The 22,362-nt window shown below is 72.5% G+C and carries 17 protein-coding genes; 10 read left to right on the top strand and 7 right to left on the bottom strand.

What is annotated here, in order from left to right:
- Positions 1–38: 38 nt before the first annotated feature.
- The 3 genes from cydD to ABZ714_RS20450 all read left to right on the top strand — a co-directional run bounded on the left by cydD (position 39) and on the right by ABZ714_RS20450 (position 7,374).
- On the top strand, positions 39–3,707 hold the full coding sequence (gene cydD / locus ABZ714_RS20460) for a thiol reductant ABC exporter subunit CydD (RefSeq protein WP_358826679.1): 3,669 nt from the start codon (positions 39–41) through the stop codon (positions 3,705–3,707).
- A gap of 185 nt (positions 3,708–3,892) precedes the next feature.
- On the top strand, positions 3,893–5,737 hold the full coding sequence (locus ABZ714_RS20455) for a GAF domain-containing protein (RefSeq protein WP_358826678.1): 1,845 nt from the start codon (positions 3,893–3,895) through the stop codon (positions 5,735–5,737).
- Between the two features lie 131 nt (positions 5,738–5,868).
- Positions 5,869–7,374, top strand: coding sequence for a peptidoglycan DD-metalloendopeptidase family protein (locus ABZ714_RS20450; protein ID WP_358826677.1), 1,506 nt, complete (start codon positions 5,869–5,871; stop codon positions 7,372–7,374).
- A gap of 24 nt (positions 7,375–7,398) precedes the next feature.
- On the opposite strand, the gene ABZ714_RS20445 is transcribed toward ABZ714_RS20450, so the two are convergent.
- Both ABZ714_RS20445 and ABZ714_RS20440 read right to left on the bottom strand, forming a co-directional pair.
- A complete protein-coding gene (locus ABZ714_RS20445) occupies positions 7,399–8,271 on the bottom strand; it encodes a Cof-type HAD-IIB family hydrolase (RefSeq protein WP_358826676.1) in 873 nt (290 codons plus the stop codon).
- A gap of 100 nt (positions 8,272–8,371) precedes the next feature.
- Positions 8,372–9,265: an LLM class flavin-dependent oxidoreductase gene (locus tag ABZ714_RS20440; protein WP_358826675.1), complete on the bottom strand. Its 894-nt coding sequence runs from the start codon at positions 9,263–9,265 to the stop codon at positions 8,372–8,374.
- 118 nt (positions 9,266–9,383) lie between these two features.
- Between ABZ714_RS20440 and ABZ714_RS20435 the strand changes: the two genes are divergently transcribed.
- The 3 genes from ABZ714_RS20435 to ABZ714_RS20425 are packed head-to-tail and all read left to right on the top strand — an operon-like array spanning position 9,384 to position 10,244.
- Positions 9,384–9,665 carry a hypothetical protein gene (locus tag ABZ714_RS20435; protein WP_358826674.1) on the top strand — a complete coding sequence of 94 codons (282 nt, stop codon included), beginning with the start codon at positions 9,384–9,386 and terminating at the stop codon, positions 9,663–9,665.
- Entirely contained in the window at positions 9,662–10,054 is a 393-nt protein-coding gene (locus ABZ714_RS20430; RefSeq protein ID WP_358826673.1) for a DNA-binding protein, read from the top strand. The genes ABZ714_RS20435 and ABZ714_RS20430 overlap by 4 nt, the downstream gene beginning before the upstream one ends.
- A 13-nt stretch (positions 10,055–10,067) precedes the next feature.
- On the top strand, positions 10,068–10,244 hold the full coding sequence (locus tag ABZ714_RS20425) for a hypothetical protein (protein WP_358826672.1): 177 nt from the start codon (positions 10,068–10,070) through the stop codon (positions 10,242–10,244).
- A gap of 266 nt (positions 10,245–10,510) precedes the next feature.
- Here the strand turns inward: ABZ714_RS20425 and ABZ714_RS20420 are convergent, their stop codons facing one another.
- Positions 10,511–12,313, bottom strand: coding sequence for an SDR family oxidoreductase (locus tag ABZ714_RS20420; protein WP_358826671.1), 1,803 nt, complete (start codon positions 12,311–12,313; stop codon positions 10,511–10,513).
- A 477-nt stretch (positions 12,314–12,790) separates the two neighbouring features.
- Here ABZ714_RS20420 and ABZ714_RS20415 point away from each other — a divergent pair, with 477 nt between their 5' ends.
- The 4 genes from ABZ714_RS20415 to ABZ714_RS20400 all read left to right on the top strand — a co-directional run bounded on the left by ABZ714_RS20415 (position 12,791) and on the right by ABZ714_RS20400 (position 16,451).
- On the top strand, positions 12,791–13,780 hold the full coding sequence (locus ABZ714_RS20415) for an ABC transporter ATP-binding protein (RefSeq protein WP_358826690.1): 990 nt from the start codon (positions 12,791–12,793) through the stop codon (positions 13,778–13,780).
- Entirely contained in the window at positions 13,777–14,700 is a 924-nt protein-coding gene (locus ABZ714_RS20410) for an ABC transporter permease (RefSeq protein ID WP_358826670.1), read from the top strand. Before ABZ714_RS20415 ends, ABZ714_RS20410 begins: the two co-directional genes overlap by 4 nt.
- 100 nt (positions 14,701–14,800) lie before the next feature.
- Entirely contained in the window at positions 14,801–15,712 is a 912-nt protein-coding gene (locus tag ABZ714_RS20405) for an ABC transporter ATP-binding protein (RefSeq protein ID WP_358826669.1), read from the top strand.
- Between the two features lie 19 nt (positions 15,713–15,731).
- Positions 15,732–16,451, top strand: coding sequence for an ABC transporter permease (locus ABZ714_RS20400; protein ID WP_358826668.1), 720 nt, complete (start codon positions 15,732–15,734; stop codon positions 16,449–16,451).
- 474 nt (positions 16,452–16,925) lie between these two features.
- On the opposite strand, the gene ABZ714_RS20395 is transcribed toward ABZ714_RS20400, so the two are convergent.
- From ABZ714_RS20395 to efeB, 4 genes are all read right to left on the bottom strand, one after another.
- Entirely contained in the window at positions 16,926–17,780 is an 855-nt protein-coding gene (locus ABZ714_RS20395) for an HAD family hydrolase (RefSeq protein ID WP_358826667.1), read from the bottom strand.
- Positions 17,777–19,054 carry a serine--tRNA ligase gene (serS, locus tag ABZ714_RS20390; RefSeq protein ID WP_358826666.1) on the bottom strand — a complete coding sequence of 426 codons (1,278 nt, stop codon included), beginning with the start codon at positions 19,052–19,054 and terminating at the stop codon, positions 17,777–17,779. Before serS ends, ABZ714_RS20395 begins: the two co-directional genes overlap by 4 nt.
- A gap of 774 nt (positions 19,055–19,828) precedes the next feature.
- Positions 19,829–20,764, bottom strand: coding sequence for a prephenate dehydratase (pheA, locus tag ABZ714_RS20385; protein ID WP_358826665.1), 936 nt, complete (start codon positions 20,762–20,764; stop codon positions 19,829–19,831).
- Positions 20,765–20,941: 177 nt separating this feature from the next.
- Positions 20,942–22,360, bottom strand: a complete 1,419-nt coding sequence (gene efeB, locus ABZ714_RS20380) for an iron uptake transporter deferrochelatase/peroxidase subunit (RefSeq protein ID WP_358826664.1) — start codon at positions 22,358–22,360, stop codon at positions 20,942–20,944.
- Between the last annotated feature and the right edge of the window lie 2 nt (positions 22,361–22,362).

Here is a 22,362-nt window from a genome sequence, read left to right as displayed (position 1 = left end):
GACGCGGGCCCGTTCGCGGGGCCGCTCGTCCTCAGGGGATGTTTCACGTGAAACCGATCGACCCGCGTCTGCTCCGCTACGCCCGGGCCACCCGGGGCTTTCTGATCGCGGTGGTCGTCCTCGGGCTGGTCGGGGCGGCGCTGGTGATCGCCCAGGCGATGCTGATCGCCGAGGTGGTGGTGGGGGCCTTCGAACAGGGTCTCGGCGTTTCGGACGTACTGACCCCGCTCGCCCTGCTCGCGGCGGTCGCCGTCGGCCGGTCGGTGGTCTCCTGGCTGACCGAACTGGCGGCCCACCGGGCCAGCGCCGCGGTCAAGTCCGAGCTGCGGGGGCGGCTGCTGGAGCGGGCCGCCGCCCTGGGACCCGGCTGGCTGAGCGGTCAGCGCACCGGCTCCCTGGTGGCGCTGGCCACCCGGGGGATCGACGCGCTGGACGACTACTTCGCCCGCTATCTGCCCCAGCTGGGGCTGGCCGTGGTGATCCCGATCGCGGTACTGGCCCGGATCGTCACCGAGGACTGGGTCTCCGCGGCCATCATCGTGGTGACCCTGCCGCTGATCCCGGTCTTCATGGTCCTGATCGGCTGGTACACCCAGGCCCGGATGAACCGTCAGTGGCGGCTGCTCTCCCGGCTCTCCGGCCACTTCCTCGATGTGGTCGCCGGACTGCCGACGCTGAAGGTGTTCGGCCGGGCCAAGGCGCAGGCCGAGTCGATCCGTACGATCACCGCCGAGTACCGCCGGGCCACCCTGCGGACCCTGCGGATCGCCTTCATCTCCTCCTTCGCCCTGGAACTCCTCTCCACCCTCTCCGTCGCCCTGGTCGCCGTCACCATAGGGATGCGGCTGGTCCACGGCGGAATGGACCTCTACACCGGGCTCGTCATCCTGATCCTGGCACCCGAGGCGTATCTGCCGATCCGGACCGTGGGCACCCAGTTCCACGCGGCGGCGGAGGGCCTGGCGGCGGCCGAGGAGATCTTCACCGTGCTGGAGAAGGAGCCGCGCCGGGCCGGGACCCGATCGGTCCCCGCCTCGGTCCGGCTGGAGCTCTCCGGGGTGACGGTCCGCCACGAGGGACGTACCGAACCCTCCCTGGACGCCGCGTCCCTGACCGTCGAGGAGGGGGAGACCGTCGCCCTGATCGGCCCGAGCGGGGTGGGCAAGTCCACCCTGCTCGATGTCGTCCTCGGCTTCACCGACCCCGCCGAGGGCCAAATCACCGTCGGCGGCGTCCCGCTCGCCGAACTCGACCCCGACCGCTGGCGGGAGCGGATCGCCTGGGTGCCCCAGCGACCCCAGCTCTTCGCGGGCACCATCGCCGACAACGTCCGGCTCGCCCGGCCGGACGCCGATGACGAGGCGGTCCGGGAGGCACTGAGCCGGGCCGGGGCCGACGACTTCGTCCGGGCGCTCCCCGAGGACATCGAGACCGTACTCGGCGAGGACGGCGACGGGCTCTCCGCCGGACAGCGGCAGCGGCTGGCGCTCGCCCGCGCGTTTCTCGCCGACCGTCCCGTGGTGCTGCTGGACGAGCCCACCGCCGCCCTGGACGGGGCCACCGAGGAGGCCGTCGTGGCGGCGGTCCGGCGGCTGGCCGCCGGGCGGACCGTACTGCTGGTGGTTCACCGTCCTGCGCTGCTCGCCGTCGCCGACCGCGTCGTCTCCCTGAGCCGTACCGGAGACGCCACGGGTACGGCGGCTGCTCCGGTCGCTGTTCCGGCGAACGGGGCGGCGGGTCCCGAGCGGCCCGGCGTCGGTACCACCGGCCTCTACGCGGGCCCCGGCACCGACCCTGACACCGCCCCGGCGGACGGCCGGCCCGGCGACGCGTACGACTTCGGACTCCCCGACGACCGGACCACCGCGGCGGGCGTACGCGTCCCCGCCCTCACCCGGGTCCGGCGGGCCGCCCGCCACCAGCGGGGCCGCTTCCGGCTGGCGCTGCTGCTGGGCAGCCTGGCGCTGGGCTCCGCCGTCGGACTGATGGCGGTCTCCGGCTGGCTGATCTCCCGCGCCTCCGAACAGCCGCCCGTCATGCATCTGATGGTGGCCGTCACCGCGACCCGCGCCTTCGGTATCGGCCGGGCCGTCTTCCGCTACGCCGAACGCCTGGTCTCCCACGACGCCGTGCTGCGGATGCTCGCCGAACTCCGGGTCGCCGTCCACCGCGGCCTGGAACGGATCGCGCCCGCCGGACTCGGCCGCGCCCGCCGGGGCGATCTGCTCTCCCGGCTGGTCACCGATGTCGACGCCCTCCAGGACTACTGGCTCCGCTGGCTGCTGCCCGCGGGCTCGGCGCTGCTGGTCAGCGCCGCGGCCGTCGGCTTCACCGGCTGGCTGCTGCCGGAGGCCGGGGCGCTGCTCGCCGCCGGACTGCTGGCCGCCGGACTCGCCGTACCGCTGCTGAGCGGTGCCGTGGCGCGCCGGGCCGAACGGCAGCTGGCGCCCGCCCGGGGCGCCCTGGCCACCAGGACCGTCGATCTGCTGCGCGGTACCGCCGAACTGACCGTCGCGGGGGCGCTCGGCGCCCGTACCGAAGCGGTCCGGGACGCCGACCGGCGACTCACCCGGATCACCGCCAGGGGCGCCGCGGCCACCGCCCTCGGCGCCGGACTCACCACCCTCGCCTGCGGACTGACCGTCGTCCTCGTCGCCTTCGCCGGGGTGCAGGCCGTCCGCGACGGGCGGCTCGACGGGGTCGCCCTCGCGGTCCTCGTCCTCACCCCGCTCGCCGCGTTCGAGGCGGTCAACGGGCTGCCGCTGGCCGTCCAGTACCGGCAGCGGGTCGGGCGGAGCGCCGAGCGGGTGTACGAGATGCTGGACGCGCCCGTTCCCGTACCCGAACCGGAGCTTCCGGCGCAGCCGCCCGCGACCGCGTTCCCGCTGGAACTGCGCGGGGTCCGGGCCCGCTACCGGGGCCGGGAGCGGAACGCGCTCGACGGGATCGACCTGACCATCGGGGCGGGCAGCAGGATCGCCGTCGTCGGCGCGTCCGGCTCGGGCAAGACGACCCTCGCCCAGGTGCTCCTCCGCTTCCTCGACTTCCTCGACACCGGGGACGGCACGTACACGCTGGGCGGGGTCGCCGCCCGCGACCTCGACGGGGACACGGTCCGGGGTTTCGTCGGGCTCTGCGCCCAGGACGCCCATGTCTTCGACAGCTCGGTCCGGGAGAACCTCCGGATCGGCCGGCCCGACGCGAGCGACGACGAACTCCGGCGGGCCCTCGCCGACGCCCGGCTGCTGGACTGGGTCGACGGCCTGCCTCGGGGGATGGACACCCTGGTCGGCGAGCACGGCGCCCGGCTCTCCGGCGGCCAGCGGCAGCGGCTCGCCCTGGCCCGCGCCCTGCTGGCCGACTTCCCGGTCCTCGTACTCGACGAGCCCGCCGAACACCTCGACCTGGCGACGGCCGACGCGCTGACGGCCGATCTGCTGGCGGCGACCGAGGGGCGGACCGCCCGGGGCGCGGCCACCGTACTGATCACCCACCGGCTGACCGGCCTGGACACGGTGGACGAGATCGTCGTCCTGGCGGAGGGCCGGATCGTCCAGCGCGGCCCGTACGCCGAACTCGCGGCGGCCGAGGGGCCCCTGCGGCGGATGCTGGCACGCGAACGGGAGACGGACGCGGTGGCGGCGGCCCGGGTGGAGGAGGCGGGAGCGGTGACGGCGGGGGCGGTGACGGCGAAGGCCGGCGTCTGAGCGGCGGGGCCGGGTGCGGGCGCGGTGGTGGTGGCGGGTGAGGCCGTCGGCGCGGGGCATCGGCCCGTACGGAATCCGGGGCGGGATCCCGGAGGGGTACGGATCCGGACCGGCGGAAGGGTGGCTTCCGGCCGGTCTGCCGAGCCGACTTTTCTCGGCAAATAGGAATTACTAGGCTCAAGGCCATGACGGCTTCCGACGCTGCCCCCACAGAGCCCGACGACGAGCCGGACGACCCCCGGTCGGAGTCGGGTGCCGAGCCCGGTGCCGTCGAGGACGGGTCCGGGGCCGCCGGGGGCCAGGACCGGGACGAGCCCGGGGACGGATCCCGGGACGAGTCCGGGGATCCGCTGGAAGCCGCGACCCGGGCCACCCGCAGCCTCCAGGGGCTCTCCACCGAGCTGACCGCCCGGGTCCCTCAACTGCTGGAGGCGATGCGGTCCGTCGGCACCGGCCTCGAACTCCATACGACCCTCGACCGGATCTGCGAGACCGCCGCCGAACTCGCCGACGCCCGCTATGCCGCGATCGGCGTCGTGGACGAGGAGGGCCGGGGGCTCTCCGACTTCGTCACCCACGGCATCGACGAGGAGACCGCCGCCAGGATCGGCCACCGTCCCGACGGCCACCGGGGGCTGCTCGGCGCGCTGATCCACGACCCGGTGCCCGTGATGCTCGCCGATCTGACCTCCGACCCGCGCGCGGCCGGATTCCCGCCCGGCCATCCGCCGATGCGGACCTTCCTCGGCGTCCCCATCCGGGTCCAGGGCGAGATCTTCGGCAATCTCTATCTCGCCGAGAAGCGCGGCGGCGCCGAGTTCAACGACTACGACCTCCATATGGTCCGGGTCCTCGCCACCGAGGCGGGCATCGCCATCGGCAACGCCCGGCTCTACGAGGCCGCCCGCCAGCGGGAGCGCTGGATCGACGGCTCCGTCGCCGTCACCACCGCCCTCCTCTCCGGCGGCGACGCCGAGGACGCCCTGACCGTCGTCGCCGAACAGGCCAGACGGCTCGCCGACGCGGCGGCCGGGATCGTGCTGCTCCCGGCGGCCGAGGGCGGCCTCGAGATCGTCGCGATCGCCTCCGAGCGGCCCGCGACGGCGCTCGGCGAGGTGATGCCCCCGGAGAGCCCGGTGATCGCCCGGCTGCTGGCCGGGGAGCCGGTCTTCGTCGCCGACGCCGCCACCGACCCCCGGGTGATCACCCGCAGCGCCGGGCGGTACGGTCCGTGCATGATGCTGCCGCTGCAGAGCGGCGGCCGGGTCCTGGGCGCGCTGGCGACCCCGAGGACCCGGGGCTCCCGGCAGTTCACCGAGGCCGAGCGGACCCTCGCCACCCAGTTCGCGTCCCAGGCCGCACTGGCGCTGATCATGGCGGAGGCCCAGCGCGACCGGGAACGGCTCGCGGTCTACGAGGACCGCGACCGGATCGCCCGCGATCTGCACGATCTGGTGATCCAGCGGCTCTTCGCCACCGGGATGATGCTGGAGGGCGCGCAGCGGCGGTCCCGGGTGCCCGCCGTCCAGGACGGGGTCGGCAAGGCCGTGGACGAACTGGACGTCACCATTCAGGAGATCCGTACCGCCATCTTCGCCCTCCAGCAGGGACCGGCGGAGGCGCCGTCCGGGCTGCGCACCCGGGTACTGCGGGAGATCAACATGGCTGCCGTACCGCTCGGTTTCACCCCCGGCCACCGCTTTCTGGGGCCGGTGGACGCGCTGGTCGGCGAGCTGACCGGGAAGAACCTGATCGCCGCGTTGCGGGAGGCGCTGTCGAACGCCTTCCGGCACGCGGACGCCTCCCGGATCGATGTGATCGTCGACGCGACGGCGAAGCTGCCCGACGGATCCGACGGCGTACGGCTGACGGTCGCCGACGACGGGGTCGGCATTCCCGACGGCGGGCGGCGCAGCGGGCTGCGCAATCTGGCCCGGCGGGCCGAGTCGCTGGGCGGGTCGAGCGTCTGCGGGCCGGGGATCGGCGACGACGGCCGGGGGACGACGGTCCGCTGGGAGGCGCCGCTGTAGGCCGCGTACGGATCCGGGGTGGGTGCTGGGGCCCGTGGGGTCCGTGAGCCGAGGGGTTTTGCTGGTCCGGGTGGCGGTACGACCCCCCGGGCTCCCCGGATGCGCGCCTTCCCCGGGTGACGATCCGACGCATGTGCCAAAGACGTCGGTCGCCGTGGCTCGTCCTGGTGGTGATCTGGTCCGTCCTGCTGTCGTCCGCCCCGGCGGCGGCGCGGGTGACCGGCACGACCGGCGCGACCGGCGCGACCGGCGCGGCCGGGGCGGCCGGGGCGGCTTCCCGGTCCGATGGCGCGTCCGTCGTCGCCGACCCGGCACCGGACGCGGGGCAGGGATCCGGCTACGGCGCCGATACCGGTCCCGGCACCCCGGCCCCGATGCCCGTTCCCGGTATGCCGGCCGGGCTCGGTTCCGGTTTCGGCGCGGTGCCGTCCCGGTCCTCGGCGGCCCCGGTGGCGCTGCTGTCGCCCGGCGGCGGCCCGAGGACGCGAACGGAGGCACGAGGGGAGGGCGAAGCGGAAGGCCGGTCGCCGGGGGATCCGGAATCGGATTCCGGGGGCCGGGACCCGGGCGCGGCCCCGGATCGGGGCCGCGCCGCCGCCCACGGTCCGGTCGCCGGGACCACCGCCGAGGTGGCCCGGCTCTTCGACGAGGCGGCCCGGGTCACGGCCTCGTACGAGCGGAGCACGCGCGAGACGGGTCTGCGGCGGGCGGCGGCCGTACGGCTCCAGGAACAGCTCGGCCGGCGCCGTACGGAACTCGCCGCGCTCCGCGACGCGGTCGGCGCCGCCGCCCGGGACCAGTACCGCACCGGTGGCCAGCTCACCGCCACCGCCGGGCTGCTGCTCGCCCGCGATCCGGACGCCCTGATGTACGGCAGAAGGATCGCCCGGCAGGCCGAGACGGCCGTGGAACGGCTGCTGGCGCGGACCGAGGAGGCCGAGCGGCGGCTGACGTCCGCCGAGGACCGGGCCCGCCGGGCCTGGCGTGATCTGGAGCTGCGGACCGCGCGGCTGGCCCGCTCCAAGGAGCGGCTGGAGACCCGGCTGGCGGCGGCGCGCCGAATCCTCCAGGGCGAGGCGCAGAGCCGGCCCGCACGGGGTACGTGCCCCGGCCCGGCCCGCTTCCCGGCGGCCCCCGGAAGCGATATCCGGAGTTCCGGCGACGGCAGAACCGGAATCGGAACCGGAGCCGGAGCCGGAACTGGATCCGCGGGATCGGGCGGGCGGGAGACCTGGGTGGCACCGGTCGACCGGTACCGGCTCTCGGCCGGGTTCGGCAGCGGCGGCGCGCGATGGGCGAACCGCCATACGGGCCAGGACTTCGCCGTCGACACCGGCACACCGGTGCGGTCGGTGGGCGCCGGCCGGGTACTGACCGTCTCCTGCGGGGGCGCCTTCGGGATCCAGATCGTGGTCCAGCATCCCGGTGGCTATTACACGCAGTACGCCCATCTGTCGTCGGCCGGGGTCGTCGGGGGCGAGCCGGTCCGGGCCGGGCAGGTGATCGGGCTCGCGGGCTCGACGGGCAACTCCACCGGCCCGCATCTCCACTTCGAGGTACGGATCACCCCGTATCTGGGCTCGGGCGTGGACCCGGCGGCCTGGCTGCGTTCACGGGGCGTACGACTCCAGCCGTGACCGGGTGCCGTACGACCGCGCCGTTCAGCCGAGGGCGCGGCCCCGGTCGTGGTCGCGCAGAATCTGCTCGATGACGACGGCCACACCGTCCTCGTTGTTGGCGACGGTCCGGCCGGACGCCGCGGCGATCACCTCCGGATGCGCGTTCCCCATCGCGTACGACGTCCCGGCCCAGCGCAGCATCTCCACGTCGTTGGGCATATCGCCGAAGGCCACGACCTCATCGGCGGTGATCCCGCGTTCGGCGCAGCACCGGGCGAGGGTGCTGGCCTTGCTCACCCCTGGGCCGCTGATCTCCAGCAGGGGCCCGGGGCTGGACCGGGTGACGGAGGCGAGGCTTCCGGTGCCCTCGCGGGCGAGGGCGTGAAAGGCGTCGGGTGCCGTGGCCGCGTGGTGGGCCAGCAGTTTCAGTACGGGGGCTGAGCAGACGGCGTCGTCCTGGAGCAGCTTCTCGGCCTCGGCGACGATGGTTCCCGGCTCGTCGTCGTAGAGCGTCGGATACCCCGCCTCGTGGTGGAATCCGGCGGCGGTCTCGATCCCGAAGGTCGTCCCGGGCGCCGCGGCGCGCAGCGACCTGACGACCCCGAGGGCCGTGGCGCGCGCGAGCGGATGGACGGCGAGCAGCGTGCCGCCGGAGCGCAGATCGACGACGGCGGCGCCGTTGGCACAGATCGCCAGCCCGTGGCCGTGGACGTGGTCGCTGACGACATCCATCCAGCGGGTGGGCCGGCCGGTGACGAAGAAGACCTCGATCCCGGCCTCCTCGGCCGCCGCGAGCGCGGCGACCGTACGGGCGGAGACCGACTTGTCGTCGCGCAGCAGGGTGCCGTCCAGGTCCGTGGCGATCAGCCGGGGCGGCGCCGGGTACGGGCTGCGGGGATCGATTGCAGGGGTCACACAAGCATTCTCGCGTACCGGCCCGTACGCGTGTACGGGCCGATGGGCCCGTTTTCCCGGCCCTGCCCCGGCCCTCCCCCTGCCCCGGCGCCGGGGGTGCTCAGCGGAGCTGGGCCAGGGCGTCGCAGGCGATCTTCTCGTAGACGGCCTGCTCGGCGGCGAACTCCGAGTCCGGGATCGGCGCGTGGATCACGATCTCGTCGATCCCCAGGGCGAAGTGCGCGCCCGCGAAGTCGACGAAGGCGTCGAGGGAGCGCAGCGGGGTGTTGCCGTCGGGGGTGAATCCGGTCAGCAGGATCCGGTGCGGTCCCGCGCCCTCGCGTCCGGTCTCGGCGCAGATCTCCGCCAGCCGCTCGACCTGGGCGCCGATCGCGGCCCGGGACGCCTCGGGAGTCCCCCGCCGCCCGATCTTCGGGTCGCCCGTGGTCACCCACGCCTGTCCGTGGCGGGCGGCCAGCCGCATCCCGCGCGGCCCCGCGGCGGCCACGGCGAACGGCGGTCGTGGCGACTGGACGCACCCGGGTACGTTCCGTGCCTCCACCGCCGAGTAGTGGACGCCCTCATGGGTGACCGCTTCCTCGGTGAGCAGCCGGTCCAGCAGCGCCACGAACTCGGCGAACCGGTCGGCGCGCTCCCGGGGCGTCCACGCCTCCTGCCCGAGCGCCGTCGCGTCGAACCCGTCACCGCCCGCCCCGATCCCGAGGGTGAGCCGCCCGGCCGAGATGTCGTCGAGGGCCATCAGCTCCTTGGCGAGAGTGACCGGATGCCGGAAGTTCGGCGAGGTCACCAGCGTGCCGAGCCGGATCCGCGAGGTCGCGCACGCGGCGGCGGTCAACGTCGGCACCGCCCCGAACCAGGGCCCGTCCCGGAAGGTCCGCCAGGTCAGATGGTCATAGGTGTACGCGGTGTGAAAGCCGAGGTCCTCGGCCCGCTGCCAGATCTGCCGTCCTTCGGCCCAGGGGTGGATGGGAAGGATCACCGTGCTCAGACGCATGCTTCAAACCCTACGCGGGCTTCCCGGGGCCATGGATACGCCGAGGGGAGCAGCGCAGGAAGGCGGGACCACCCATTGAGCGACACCATCTTAGTAAGACATGTACTACACTCCCCTTATGGACACGCCCCGCCCCGGCAAGACCAGAGTCACCAGCGTCTCCCTCCGTACCGAAACCCTGGAGGCGATCCGTGCGCGCGCCGGTAAACAGGGTGTTTCCTCCTATATCGAGGAAGCCGTACAGCGGCAGCTCCAGCGCGAGGCCATCGACGAGTACATCGCCGCGGCCGAGGCGGAGCACGGCGCAGTGGACCCTGCCGAGGTGTCGGAGAAGGCCGAGCGTGTCCGTGCCCATCACGCCGCCCGCCGTGATGGGGCCACCGCGGCGGACGCCGCGTGAGCGGGACCCTCGTTCTCGACAGCGAGGCCCTCTCCAAGCTTTCCCGCCGGCACCGTGACATGACCGTATGGCTGGATGTCGCCCGCAGGCTGGACCTGCTCGTCGTGACGAGCGCCGCCACGCTGGTGGAGGCGCGCGACCCGAAGGTGCCGCAGGCGGCGTTCGACCATGCCGTTTCCCTGGCCAAGGTGCGTCCGGTCACGGAGGAGATCGCGCGGGCGGCAAGCAGACTGCTCGCGGCGGAAGGCCTGCGTGGTCACAAGTACGCCATCGACGCGATGCTCGCGGCCACGGCGCACGCGGAGCACGGCGACGTCACCGTGGTCACGAGCGATGTGGACGACCTTCGCCGGCTGTGCCTCCCTCGTATCGCCGTCGAGCCGATCTGAGCAGGTGGCAGCCGTGAAGAGGCTCACGGGCAGCGTTTCCGGCGATGCCGCCGAGTCGGCCGCCCGGCAGATTCGGCACCAGTTGCTCGGTGAGGAGCCGCGCCGCTACGAAGAGGAGTGCGTGACCTTCACCGAGGAGGAGCTGGCAGCGGCGCAGGGCGAGATCTTCGGCGCGGCCGGGCGCGAGTAGGCCGCCCCGGGCTCGGCCGCTGCTTGAAAACAAATGGACAACTCAGGTTTGATCCACAGTCAACCCGAGTTATCCACAGGGGAATTGACGATTCTGTGGACAACTCAGCCCCATAATCGTGGCTTTACCCAACATGACTGATGTCAGGGGGCCTTGAAGCCGATGAAGCCAAGGCCACTTCTATTGGGCTCTGTTCGGGTCGACTCTGACGAACTCGACTATCAGGAAGCCTCCGAACACCACCCCTACGGCCCGCGCCGCCCCGCTCACAGAGGCGGCTCCAGCCGGGATATCCCGCGCAACAGCCTCGGTGCGAAACGGGACATCAGCAGGGCGCCGCGTGCCTCCGGGGTCACCGGGACCACGGCGCTGTCACGGACCACCGCCCGCAGAATCGCCTCCGCCACCTTCTCCGGAGCGTAGTTCCGCAGCCGGTACAGCCGGGCCGACTTCCGTCGCAGCCGCCGCTCTTCGGCCGCGTCGACTCCGGTGAACCGGGTCGTCGACGTGATGCCCGTATTCACGATGCCGGGACAGACCGCCGTCACCCCGATGTCCCGCCCCGCCAGCTCGGCCCGAAGGCTCTGGCTCAGCATCAGCACGGCCGCCTTGGAAGTCCCGTAGGCGGAGAGCGACTTCAAGGGCTGATAGGCCGCCGCCGAGGCGATATTCACGATATGGCCGCCCTGGCCGCGCTCGGCCATCTGCCGTCCGAAGAGCCGACAACCATGGATCACCCCCCACAGATTGACGTCGAGGACCCTCCGCCAGTCCTCCGGCGCCGTCTCCAGGAAGGGCCCGGCCACCCCGATCCCCGCATTGTTGACCAGGACGTCCACCACCCCGTACTCCCCGGCCACCTTCCCCGCCAGCTTCTCCATCGCCGTCTCGTCGGCCACGTCGACCTGTTCGGACCAGGCCGAGGCCGCGCCGAGAGCCCGGGCCCGCTCAGCCGTCCGCGCCGCGCCCTCGGCGTCCAGGTCCACGGCCACCACCCGCGCCCCCGCCACCGCGAAGGCGAGCGCCGTCGCCCGGCCTATCCCGCTCGCCGCGCCCGTCACCAGCACCAGCCGCCCGCCGAACCGCTCGGCGTACGGCCCCGATCCGGGCACCGGCACCGGCACCGAGCCGTGAACTGTGACCTCCGCCGATGCCGCCGCCGCGCCGTCGGCCACGGGTACCGCCGCCGGGGGCGCCTTCTCCCGCGCCCGTACGAAGTCGGCGATCCAGGAGCACAGTTGATCCGGCCTGGTCCGGGGAACCCAGTGCCCCGCCGCCAGCGACCGGCGGGTCAGACCGGGCGCCCACTTCTCCAGGCCGTCGTAGAGCCGCGGCGACAGATAGGGGTCCTCGTCGGGGACGATCAGCTGGACCGGGGCGTGCGCGTACGCGTCAGGGCGCGGCCGGGACATCCTGGCCCGGACGTTGTCCCGGTAGAGCCAGATGCCGTGCGCCCCGTCGTCGGGGAGCGACGGCGCCGGATAGCCGCCGCCCGTCACCTTCTCCCGTCGCGCGATCAGCCCAGGCCAGGCCCGGCCGAGCGGCCCCCGCCAGGCCCGCTCGGGCAGGACGGGGGTGTGCATCACGTAGATGTACCAGGAACGGACGTTCTGCCGCAGCAGTTGGGCGACCGCCCGGGGAGTGGGCCGCGCGGTCCGCTGCCGTCGCCAGTGGGCCATATGGTCCAGGCACGGGCCCGAGATCGAGGTGAAGGAGGCGATCCGGCCCTCGGCCCGCCGCACGGTGACGAACTCCCACGCCTGGACCGACCCCCAGTCATGGCCCACGACATGCACCGGCCGGCCGGGGCTGACCTCGTCCACCACCGCGAGGAAGTCGTCCGTCAGCTTCTCCAGGGTGAAGCCGCCGCGCAGCGGCCTCGGCGCCGAGGAGCGGCCGTGACCCCGGACGTCGTACAGCACCACATGGAAGCCGTGCTCCCCGGCGAGCCGCCCGACGACCTCGGACCACACCTCCTTGCTGTCGGGGTAGCCGTGGATCAGGACGACCGTCGGCCGCTCCGCGTCGCCCGCCTCGGCCACGCACAACTCGACCCCGCCCGTCCGCACCCACCGCTCCCGCACACCCGGGATCCCGGACTCCCCAGAACCGGCCCCGTCAGGACCCGGCCCGCCGTCGCCCGGCCTTCCGTCACCGCTGTGCACCGCCCCACCCCTCTCCGTTCCGTACGCGCGCCGTCGCGCTCCGCGATCGCCGCCTGCCACGGACGAATGTGACAATGCCCGGCGACGGCGTCAAGGCACGCCCGGCCGCCTGTGGACAACCCGCCCGCCGCCCGCCCGCGATGCCCCGCGCCGCCACCCGCCGCGTACCGCCCGCGCCCCCGGTCCCGTACTCCCTCCTCGGTAGTCGCCGTGACTCCGATCGGACGACACCCCGACCGCCCCGCCACTGACTTTCGTCGCTCCCCCTAAGGCCATGTCCACCTCAGGTCTGACAGGGATCCGACCACGAAGACTGATGCCCGCGCGGCCCGCCGCCACTACGGTCGAGGGGTGACTGTGATCGCCACCGAAAGCCTCAGCATGCGGTTCCCCCGGGTGACCGCTCTCGACCGGCTCTCCTTGGACATCGGACCGGGCGTGACCGGGCTGGTAGGTGCCAACGGGGCCGGAAAGTCCACCCTCATCAAGATCCTGCTGGGCCTGACCCCGGCTTCGGAGGGCCGGGCCGCCGTGCTCGGCTTCGACGTCGCCACCGCGGGCTCCTCGATCCGTGAGCACGTCGGCTACATGCCCGAGCACGACTGTCTGCCGCCCGATGTCTCGGCCACCGAGTTCGTCGTCCATATGGCCCGGATGTCCGGACTGCCGCCCGCCGCCGCCCGGGAGCGCACCGCCGACACCCTGCGCCATGTCGGCCTCTACGAGGAGCGTTACCGCCCCATCGGCGGCTATTCGACCGGTATGAAACAGCGGGTGAAGCTCGCCCAGGCGCTGGTCCACGACCCCAAGCTGGTCCTCCTCGACGAGCCGACCAACGGTCTCGACCCGGTGGGCCGGGACGAGATGCTGGGACTGATCCGCCGGGTCCACACGGACTTCGGCATCTCCGTCCTGGTCACCTCCCACCTTCTCGGCGAGCTCGAACGCACCTGTGACCATGTCGTCGTCATCGACGGCGGCAAACTGCTGCGATCCAGTTCCACCAGTGACTTCACCCAGGTCACCACGACCCTCGCCGTCGAGGTCACCGACTCCGACGAGCACCCCGACGGCACCGCCGCCCTCCGGGAGCGCCTGGCCGCCACCGGGGTCGTCCTCCACGACCGGGTCGAGCAGGGCCTGCCCGGGGCGGGCCACATCCTGCTGATCGAGGCCGAGGGCGAGCAGACGTACGACACCGTCCGGGACGTCGTCGTCGAACTCGGCCTGGGACTCGTCCGGATGGAACAGCGCCGCCACCACATCGCGGAGGTCTTCCAGACGGACGGCGCCACCGCCGCTACCACGACCACCACCACGGCGGCCGCCGCCGCCCACCCGGCCCCGGCCGTGAAGGGGGACCCCCGATGAGCGACAGGACCCCCGTCCCGGCCCCGGGCGCGCCCGCGGACGCCGCCGAGTCCGCCCGGATCCACAACATCGGCTACCGCCACTACGACGGACAGCGTCTGGGCCGCGCCTATGTGCGCCGGTCCTTGTACGTACAGTCCCTGCGCGGCGCCTTCGGACTCGGCCGTTCCGCCAAGTCCAAGGTCCTGCCGATGATGCTCTTCGCGGTGATGTGCCTGCCCGCACTGATCATCGTCGCGGTCGCCGTCAGCCTGGAGTCCGACGAACTGCCGCTGGACTACGCCGAGTACGGGTTCTTCCTCCAGGCCGTCATCGGCCTCTTCGCCGCCGCCCAGGCGCCGCAGGCGGTCTCCCGCGATCTCCGGTTCCGTACGGTGCCGCTCTACTTCTCGCGCCCGCTGGAGCGGGTCGACTACGTCCTCGCCAAGTACGGTGCCATGGCGACGGCGATGCTGATCATCACCGGTACGCCGCTGATTCTGCTCTACCTGGGCTCGCTGCTGGCCAAGATGGACTTCCTCGACCAGACCAAGTACTTCGCCCAAGGCCTGGTCGCCGCCGCCGTGCTCTCCGTGCTCTTCGCCGGACTCGCCCTGGTCCTGGCCGCCGCCACCCCCCGCCGGGGCTTCGGCGTCGCCGCGATCATCGCCATGCTGACCATCACCTACGCCGCCGTCTCCACGGTCCAGGGGATCGCCGACGGCACCGGCAGCACCGATGCCGTCCAGTGGTTCGGCCTCTTCTCGCCGTACACCCTGGTCTACGGCGTCCAGAACGCCTTCCTGGGCACGGACTCCGTCTTCCCCGGCGGCCACGAGACCGGTGCCGGGGTCGGCGCGCTCTACGTCCTGGTCGTCGCCGGGCTGATCGCCGGGTCGTACGCCCTGCTGATGAGCCGCTACAAGAAGGCGGGGCTGTGACCGAGCCGCTGCCGCACCCGACCACCGCTGCCACCCGCCGCGAATCGCCCGGACCGTCCCGGTCCGGATTCCGGCAGAGCCGAGAGAACGGGCCCCGCCCATGACCACCATCTCCATCGACCACGTCTCCCGGTGGTTCGGGAACGTCGTCGCCGTCAACGACATCACCATGGCCGTCGGCCCCGGTGTCACCGGTCTGCTGGGTCCGAACGGAGCCGGGAAGTCCACCCTCATTAATATGATGGGCGGTTTCCTGGCGCCCTCCACCGGAAGTGTCACCCTGGACGGCACCCCGATCTGGCGCAACGAGTCGGTCTACCGCGAGATCGGCGTCGTACCCGAGCGCGAGGCGATGTACGACTTCCTCACCGGCCGGGAGTTCGTCGTCGCCAACGCCGAACTGCACGGCCTGGGCGACCGGGAGGCCGCCCGCGCCCTCGCCACGGTCGAGATGGAGTACGCCCAGGACCGGAAGATCGCCACCTACAGCAAGGGCATGCGCCAGCGGGTGAAGATGGCGTCGGCCCTGGTCCACGAACCGTCGGTGCTGCTGCTCGACGAGCCGTTCAACGGAATGGACCCCCGGCAGCGGATGCAGCTCATGGAGTTGCTGCGCCGGATGGGCTCCGACGGCCGTACGGTGCTGTTCTCCTCCCACATCCTGGAGGAGGTGGAGCAGCTCGCCGCCCATATCGAGGTGATCGTCGCCGGACGGCACGCCGCGTCCGGGGACTTCCGCCGGATCCGGCGGCTGATGACCGACCGGCCGCACCGCTATCTGATCCGCTCCAGCGACGACCGCGCGCTCGCGGCCGCGCTGATCGGCGACCCGTCGACCGCCGGGATCGAGGTGGACACCTCCGAAGGCGCCCTGCTCGTCCAGGCCGTCGACTTCGGCCGCTTCACCGAACTCCTGCCGAAGGTCGCCCGGCGGCACTCGATCCGGCTGCTCACGGTCTCGCCGTCGGACGAATCCCTCGAATCGGTCTTCTCCTACCTCGTAACGGCCTGAAAGGAGCTGTGACACCACCATGTACAACCCCACGGTCGCCCGGCTCACCTACCGGGCCGTACTCGGCCGCCGCCGCGCGGCCGTCCTCTTCATCCTGCCGGGGCTGCTGCTGCTGATCGCGGTCGCGGTCCGGGGCTTCTCCGGCGTCGACGACCAGGTCGCCAACAACATGCTGGCCGGGTTCGCCATCGCCACGATGGTGCCCCTGATCGGAGTGATCGCGGGCACCGGCGCGATCGGCCCCGAGATCGACGACGGCTCCATCGTCTATCTGCTCGCCAAGCCGGTGAAGCGGCCGACGATCATCATCACCAAACTGATCGTCGCCATCGCCGTCACCATGGCCTTCTCCGCGATCCCGACCCTGATCGCGGGCTTCATCCTCAACGGCAACGGCCAGCAGATCGCCATCGCCTACACGATCGCCGCCCTCTTCGGATCGATCGCCTACAGCGCGCTCTTCCTGCTGATCGGTACGGTCAGCCGGAACGCGGTCGTGATCGGCCTGATCTACGCCCTGGTCTGGGAGGGCGTGTTCGGCAGTCTGATCGAGGGCGCCAAGACGCTCAGCGTGCAGCAGTGGTCGCTGGCGCTCGCCGAGCGGATCGCCGCCGACGGAATGGTCGACTCCGCGGTGAAGCTGCCGGTCGCCGTGGTCCTGCTGACCGTCGCCACGGTCGGCGCCACCTGGTACGCCGGGCAGCGGCTGAAGGTGCTGAAGCTGGCCGGCGAGGAGTGACGTACGGCCCCTGATCCGGCCCCCGGCCGCGGAAGCCCGGCTTCCGCGGCCGGTCCCGTTTTCCGGGCGTACGACTCCGGTCCCGCCCGGGGCCGTTCGGGGCCGCAGCGGGATCTGCCGCCGGGGGGCCGGCGGCCTGCTTCCAGGGCGTACGGAGCCGGTCCCGGCCCCGTACACCGGGGGAACCGGGGGAAAATCGGTGGCGGGTCAACGGTGTCGGGAGGAGAGTGGGGTGACCGGGACAGCCGGAACCCCGGGTCCGGGAGAGGAGCACGACACCGCCCCGTGCGGGTCGGGCTTCCGTCCGGGCGGGCACCGGCAGGCCGCGGAGCCGCCGTCATGGCGACACTCCGCGCCGCGGTGCGGCCCGAGGGGGCGGTCGCTTCGAGCGCGCTGAGGCGCGGACCGCCCCCTTCCCCCGGCCGTCGAGCCGGGGGCGGGGGTCACAGCCGTCCGGCCGCGAACCCGCAGCCGTCAGACCGCGAGCAGGGACTCCAGCTTCACCGCGATACCGTCCTCGTCGTTCGACGCGGTCGTCTCGTCGGCGACGGCCTTCAACTCGTCATGGGCGTTGGCCATCGCGACCCCGTGCCCGGCCCAGCCGAACATCGGGACGTCATTGGGCATATCGCCGAAAGCGATCGTGCCCGCCGCCTTCAGCCCCAGCCGCCGCGCGGCCAGCGAGAGCCCGGTGGCCTTGGTCAGACCCAGCGGGATCAGCTCCACGACGCCCGGCCCCGCCATGACCACATCGACCAGCCCGCCCACGGTCTCCCTGGCGACCCGGGTCAGCTCGTCGTCGTCCAGCGTGCGGTGCTGGATGTAGATCTTGTTGAGGGGCTCGGCCCACAACTGCTCCACCTCGGTCAGCGGCAGATACGGCAGCGGCCCCTCGTGGGCCACATAGTCGGCGCTGACCAGGACGTCCCCGTCCAGCCCGTCCCGGCTGGCGGCCAGCGCCACCCGCCCGATCTCCGCCTCCAGCTTGGCCAGCGCGATCGCGGCGATCTTCCGGTCGAGGGTGAGGGACGTCAGCAGCCGGTGCTCGCCCGCGTGGTAGACCTGCGCGCCCTGGCCGCAGACCGCGAGACCGCGGTAGCCGAGATCGTCCAGTATGTAGCGGGTCCACGGCACGCCGCGGCCGGTGACCACGATATGCGCGGCGCCCGCCGCCGTGGCGGCGGCGAGCGCGTCCCGGGTCCGGCCCGAGACCGTGCCGTCCCCGCGCAGCAGCGTGCCGTCGAGATCGGTCGCGATCAGCCGGTACGGGAACGCTCCCGCCGGCTCCGGTATGTCCCGCCGCTCCCCGGGCCCGCTCGCCGCGCTCACCGGGAGACCGGCTCCAGCAGTTCCCGGCCGCCCAGGTAGGGGCGGAGTACCTCGGGAACCCGGACCGAACCGTCCGCGAGCTGGTGGTTCTCCAACAGGGCCACGATGGTCCGCGGCACGGCGCAGAGCGTGCCGTTCAGCGTCGCCAGCGGCTGGGTCTTCTTGCCGTCCCGGTACCGGATCGACAGCCGCCGGGCCTGGAAGTTGTCGCAGTTCGACGCGGACGTCAGCTCGCGGTACCTGCCCTGGGTGGGGATCCACGCCTCGCAGTCGTACTTCCGCGAGGCCGAGGAGCCGAGATCGGCGGAGGCCACGTCGATGACCTGGAAGGGCAGTTCGAGGGCGGTCAGCCACTGCTTCTCCCAGTCGAGGAGCCGCTGGTGCTCGGCCTCGGCGTCCTCGGGGGCGACGTAGGAGAACATCTCGACCTTGTCGAACTGGTGCACCCGGAAGATGCCGCGGGTGTCCTTGCCGTACGTGCCCGCCTCCCGCCGGAAGCAGGGCGAGAAGCCCGCGTACCGCAGCGGCAGCTTCTCCGCGTCGATGATCTCGTCCATGTGGTACGCGGCGAGCGGGACCTCGGAGGTGCCGACCAGGTAGTAGTCGTCCTTCTCCAGGTGGTAGACGTTCTCCGCGGCCTGGCCGAGGAAGCCGGTGCCCTCCATGGCGCGCGGGCGGACCAGCGCCGGGGTCAGCATCGGGATGAACCCGGCCTCGGTCGCCTGCGCGATCGCGGCGTTGACCAGGGCCAGCTCCAGCAGCGCGCCGACGCCCGTCAGATAGTAGAAACGGGAGCCGGAGACCTTGGCGGCACGCTCGACGTCGATCGCGCCCAGCTTCTCGCCCAGCTCCAGGTGGTCCCGGGGCTCGAAGCCCTCGGCCGCGAAGTCGCGGATCGTCCCATGGGTCTCCAGGACGACGAAGTCCTCCTCGCCGCCGACCGGGACATCGGGGTGGACCAGGTTCCCCAGCCGCAGCAGCAGCTCACGGGCCTGCTCGTCGGCCTCGTTCTGCTCCGCCTCGGCGGCCTTGACCTCGGCCTTCAGCTGCTCGGCCCGCTTCAGCAGCTCGACCCGCTCCTCGGGGGCCGCCTTGGGGACGAGCTTGCCGAGGGACTTCTGCTCGGAGCGCAGTTCGTCGAAGCGCGCGCCGGACGACCTGCGGCGCTCATCGGCGGAGAGCAGGGCGTCGACGAGTTCGACGTCCTCTCCACGGGCGCGCTGGGAGGCGCGAACACGGTCGGGGTCCTCACGGAGCAGGCGAAGGTCAATCACCCCACCAGGCTACCGGTGCCCGCCTCGCGCTCGGCCACTCCATATTGCGTTGCGTTGGGATCTGTCGCTATTGATGGCATTGATGACATTTGCCGTTATTTGGCGGATTGTGGGGTGGTGCAGGGATCGGGTGCGGCGGCGGCGCGGTTCCGGGAGGGTTCCGGGGCGCTCCCCGTCGTTCGCCGCGCGCTCCGTGAATGAGGTCCGGGGATGCTTCGCGCCCTGGTCGGCGGGGTCCGGCCGGCGTCAAGCCGGATCGTGGCGCTTCGCCGGAACGGGGCACGGCGGGGCGGCCGGAATTGACTCATGTTCCTTGTGGACCGGGGAACTTGGAGCCTCGTTGTCCACAGGAGGGCCGGTTGTCGAAAAGTTATCCACAGGCTGTGTGAGAAAACTGTGGATTCCGGAAGTGATCATTCCTGTGGGCTCTCGGTTCGACTTCGGGATTCCTTCGCCAAACCCCCGCCATCCACTCATTCGGGTGGGAATTGCTCCCTCCTGGGGGGTGATGGATGAAACAGAGGTGACGGGCGGACGTCCGGGGCCTCGCGGTCGCGCTGTGGACGATGTGATGCCGACCACGGTCGACGCGAGGAGTGGAGGGGGCCGGTGGGCCGATTTGTCGACGATGTCGGGCCGTTCTGTCGACTTGTCCCCAGGTCGAGAACCCGCACCTGTGGATAACTCTGTGGATGATGAAAATCAGCAGGTAGGACAGTTCCGGTCAGCCGGGCCCGGCGGCTGGTTCGGCGGCGCGACCCGAGCCGGTTTGCCTCAGACCCGGCCGTCCTGGCAGCGGGCCAGCCAGTCCGACGCCTCCGTGAACTCCTCGTCCGACGTACCCGCCCGCGGCCCGCGGACATCCCCCGGCGATACCCCCGCCCGCGGGTACGAGCCCAGGAACCGCACCTCGGGACAGATCCGCTTCAGCCCCATCAGCGCCTCACCGACCCGCCGGTCGGCGATATGCCCCTCCGCGTCGACCGCGAAGCAGTAGTTGCCGATGCCCTGCCCCGTCGGGCGGGACTGGAGCAGCATCAGGTTGACGCCGCGTACGGCGAACTCCTGCAACAGCTCCAGAAGACCGCCCGGATGGTCCTCCCGCTGCCAGATGACCACCGACGTCTTGTCCGCCCCGGTGGGCGCGGCGGGCCGGGCGGGCCTGCCCACCAGTACGAACCGGGTCTCCGCGTTCTCCGCGTCGTGGATATCGGTCACCAGCGCTTCCAGGCCGTACGTCGCCGCCGCGAACTCGCCCGCGAAAGCCGCGTCGTACCGGCCCTCCCGCACCAGCCGGGCCCCGTCCGCGTTGGACGCCGCCGACTCCCACAGGGCGTCCGGCAGATGGGCCCGCAGCCACTTGCGGACCTGGGGCTGGGCGACCGGATGCCCGGTCACGGTCTTGATCTCCGACAGCTTCGTCCCCGGCCGTACGAGCAGGGCGAAGGCGATCGGCAGCAGCACCTCGCGGTAGATCATCAGCGGCTCGCCCGACGCCAGCTCGTCCAGGGTCGCGGTCACCCCGCCCTCGACCGAGTTCTCGATCGGGACGAAGGCGGCGGCCGCGTCCCCGTTCCGTACGGCGTCGAGTGCGGCCGGGACCGACACCATCGGGACGAGCTCCCGGGTGGCTGCCTCCGGCAGTGTGCGGAGGGCGGCCTCGGTGAAGGTGCCCTCGGGACCCAGATACGTATACCGCGTGGCTGACATACGGTCACCCTAGTAGGACGGCCGGGCCCGGCCCGGCGATCGGCGGAACGAGTGGAAACGACCGGAGAAACGGAAGCGGTCGCAGGAGCGGAACCGGCTGAAGAGGCAGCAGCGGCCGGCCGGAGAAACGGAAGCGGCTGAAGGTACTGAATGGGCGGAAGGTGCTGAAGGGCCCGGTCATGACTCCAGCAGCCGCTGCCCGATGTACTCGCCCTCCGCCGCGCCCCCCGGTACCGCGAAGAGGCCGCTCGACTCATGGCGGACGAACGCCGAGAGCGCGTCGCCCCGGTCCAGCTTCCGCTGGACGGGGACGAAGCCGCGCAGCGGATCCGCCTGCCAGCAGACGAAGAGCAGCCCCGCGTCCGGCGCGCCGTCCGTGAGTACGCCGTCGTGGTACGAGAAGGGGCGCCGCAGCATCGCCGCACCCTGGTTCTGCTCCGGTGCCGAGATCCGGGCGTGCGCGTCGGCCGGGATCACCGGCCTGCCGTCGGCGGCCAGCTCGTCCAGCGCCAGGGGAGTGGTCTCCGAGCCGCCGGTGAGCGGGGCGCCGTCGGACTTGCGCCGCCCGATCACCCGCTCCTGATCGGCCTGCGGCAGCCGCTCCCAGGTGTCGAGGAGCATCCGGATCCGGCGGACGACGGCATACGACCCTCCGGTGAGCCACTCCTGGTCCCCGCCGGGCGCGACGAAGATCCGGCGGTCGAAGTCGGGGTCCGCGGGGCGTGGGTTGTTGGTGCCGTCGAGCTGGCCCATCAGATTGCGGGCGGTCATCGGGCGGTCCGTGGCGCCGGGCGAGCGGTTGAAGCCGTCCATCTGCCAGCGGAGCCGGGCGGCGTCCCCGGCGGCCCGCTGTACGGCCCGCAGGGCATGGAAGGCGACCAGGGCGTCATTCGCCCCGACCTGGATCCACAGATCGCCTTCGGAGCGCCGGGGGTCGAGCTGGTCCGAGGAGAACGCGGGCAGCGGCTTCAGCCCCGCCGGGCGCCGGGGCACCAGACCCGTACGGTCGAAGAAGGTCCGGCCGAAGCCGAAGGTGAGGGTCAGCGACGACGGCCCGGCGTCGAGGGCCACACCCGTATCGCCGTCGGGCGCGGGCTCGCCCGCCATCAGCGCCGCCGCCAGCGCCGACCAGCGGCGCAGCAGGGCCGCCGCCTCCTTGCGGCCCGCTCCGGGGGCCAGATCGAAGGCGATCAGATGGCCGCGGGAGTGCAGGGGCGTGGTGATGCCCGCCTGATGTTTCCCGTGAAACATCGCCGTTGTCGAACCGACCGAGGTCAGGGCCGTCGGCGCGTCGCCGGTGGTGGCCGCGTGGGCCGCGGCGCCCCCCGCGCCGCCCAGTGCCAGCCCGGCCGCGCCCGCCGCTCCGGCGGCCGAGAGGACCCGGCGCCGCGAGGGCCCCTCGCCGCCCGTACCGGATTCCTGACCGTTCTGCTGATCCGGGGCGGTCGTCGGTTCCGTCGTCCCGCCGAATCGTCCGTGCGTACCCCGCCCGGCCGGTACGGAGGCAGGGGCGCCCGCCTCCGTACCCGGCTCTCCCGAAGGGGTCCGGGTCCGCGCGGAGGTCTTTCCGGCAGCGGTCGTCTTCTTCTTCGCCATGG

The sequence above is a fragment of the Streptomyces sp. NPDC006798 genome (assembly GCF_040635975.1).
Classification (GTDB): Bacteria; Actinomycetota; Actinomycetes; order Streptomycetales; family Streptomycetaceae; genus Streptomyces.
Note: the sequence above shows the minus strand (reverse complement) of the source record. Positions and strands in the feature narration are given on the sequence as shown.

Coding starts and splice junctions, on each gene's coding strand:
- cydD (WP_358826679.1), top strand. CDS start 39: ATGTTTCACGTGAAACCGATCGACCCGCGTCTGCTCCGCTACGCCCGG.
- ABZ714_RS20455 (WP_358826678.1), top strand. CDS start 3,893: ATGACGGCTTCCGACGCTGCCCCCACAGAGCCCGACGACGAGCCGGAC.
- ABZ714_RS20450 (WP_358826677.1), top strand. CDS start 5,869: ATGTGCCAAAGACGTCGGTCGCCGTGGCTCGTCCTGGTGGTGATCTGG.
- ABZ714_RS20440 (WP_358826675.1), bottom strand. CDS start 9,265: ATGCGTCTGAGCACGGTGATCCTTCCCATCCACCCCTGGGCCGAAGGA.
- ABZ714_RS20435 (WP_358826674.1), top strand. CDS start 9,384: ATGGACACGCCCCGCCCCGGCAAGACCAGAGTCACCAGCGTCTCCCTC.
- ABZ714_RS20415 (WP_358826690.1), top strand. CDS start 12,791: ATGCGGTTCCCCCGGGTGACCGCTCTCGACCGGCTCTCCTTGGACATC.
- ABZ714_RS20410 (WP_358826670.1), top strand. CDS start 13,777: ATGAGCGACAGGACCCCCGTCCCGGCCCCGGGCGCGCCCGCGGACGCC.
- ABZ714_RS20405 (WP_358826669.1), top strand. CDS start 14,801: ATGACCACCATCTCCATCGACCACGTCTCCCGGTGGTTCGGGAACGTC.
- ABZ714_RS20400 (WP_358826668.1), top strand. CDS start 15,732: ATGTACAACCCCACGGTCGCCCGGCTCACCTACCGGGCCGTACTCGGC.
- pheA (WP_358826665.1), bottom strand. CDS start 20,764: ATGTCAGCCACGCGGTATACGTATCTGGGTCCCGAGGGCACCTTCACC.
- efeB (WP_358826664.1), bottom strand. CDS start 22,360: ATGGCGAAGAAGAAGACGACCGCTGCCGGAAAGACCTCCGCGCGGACC.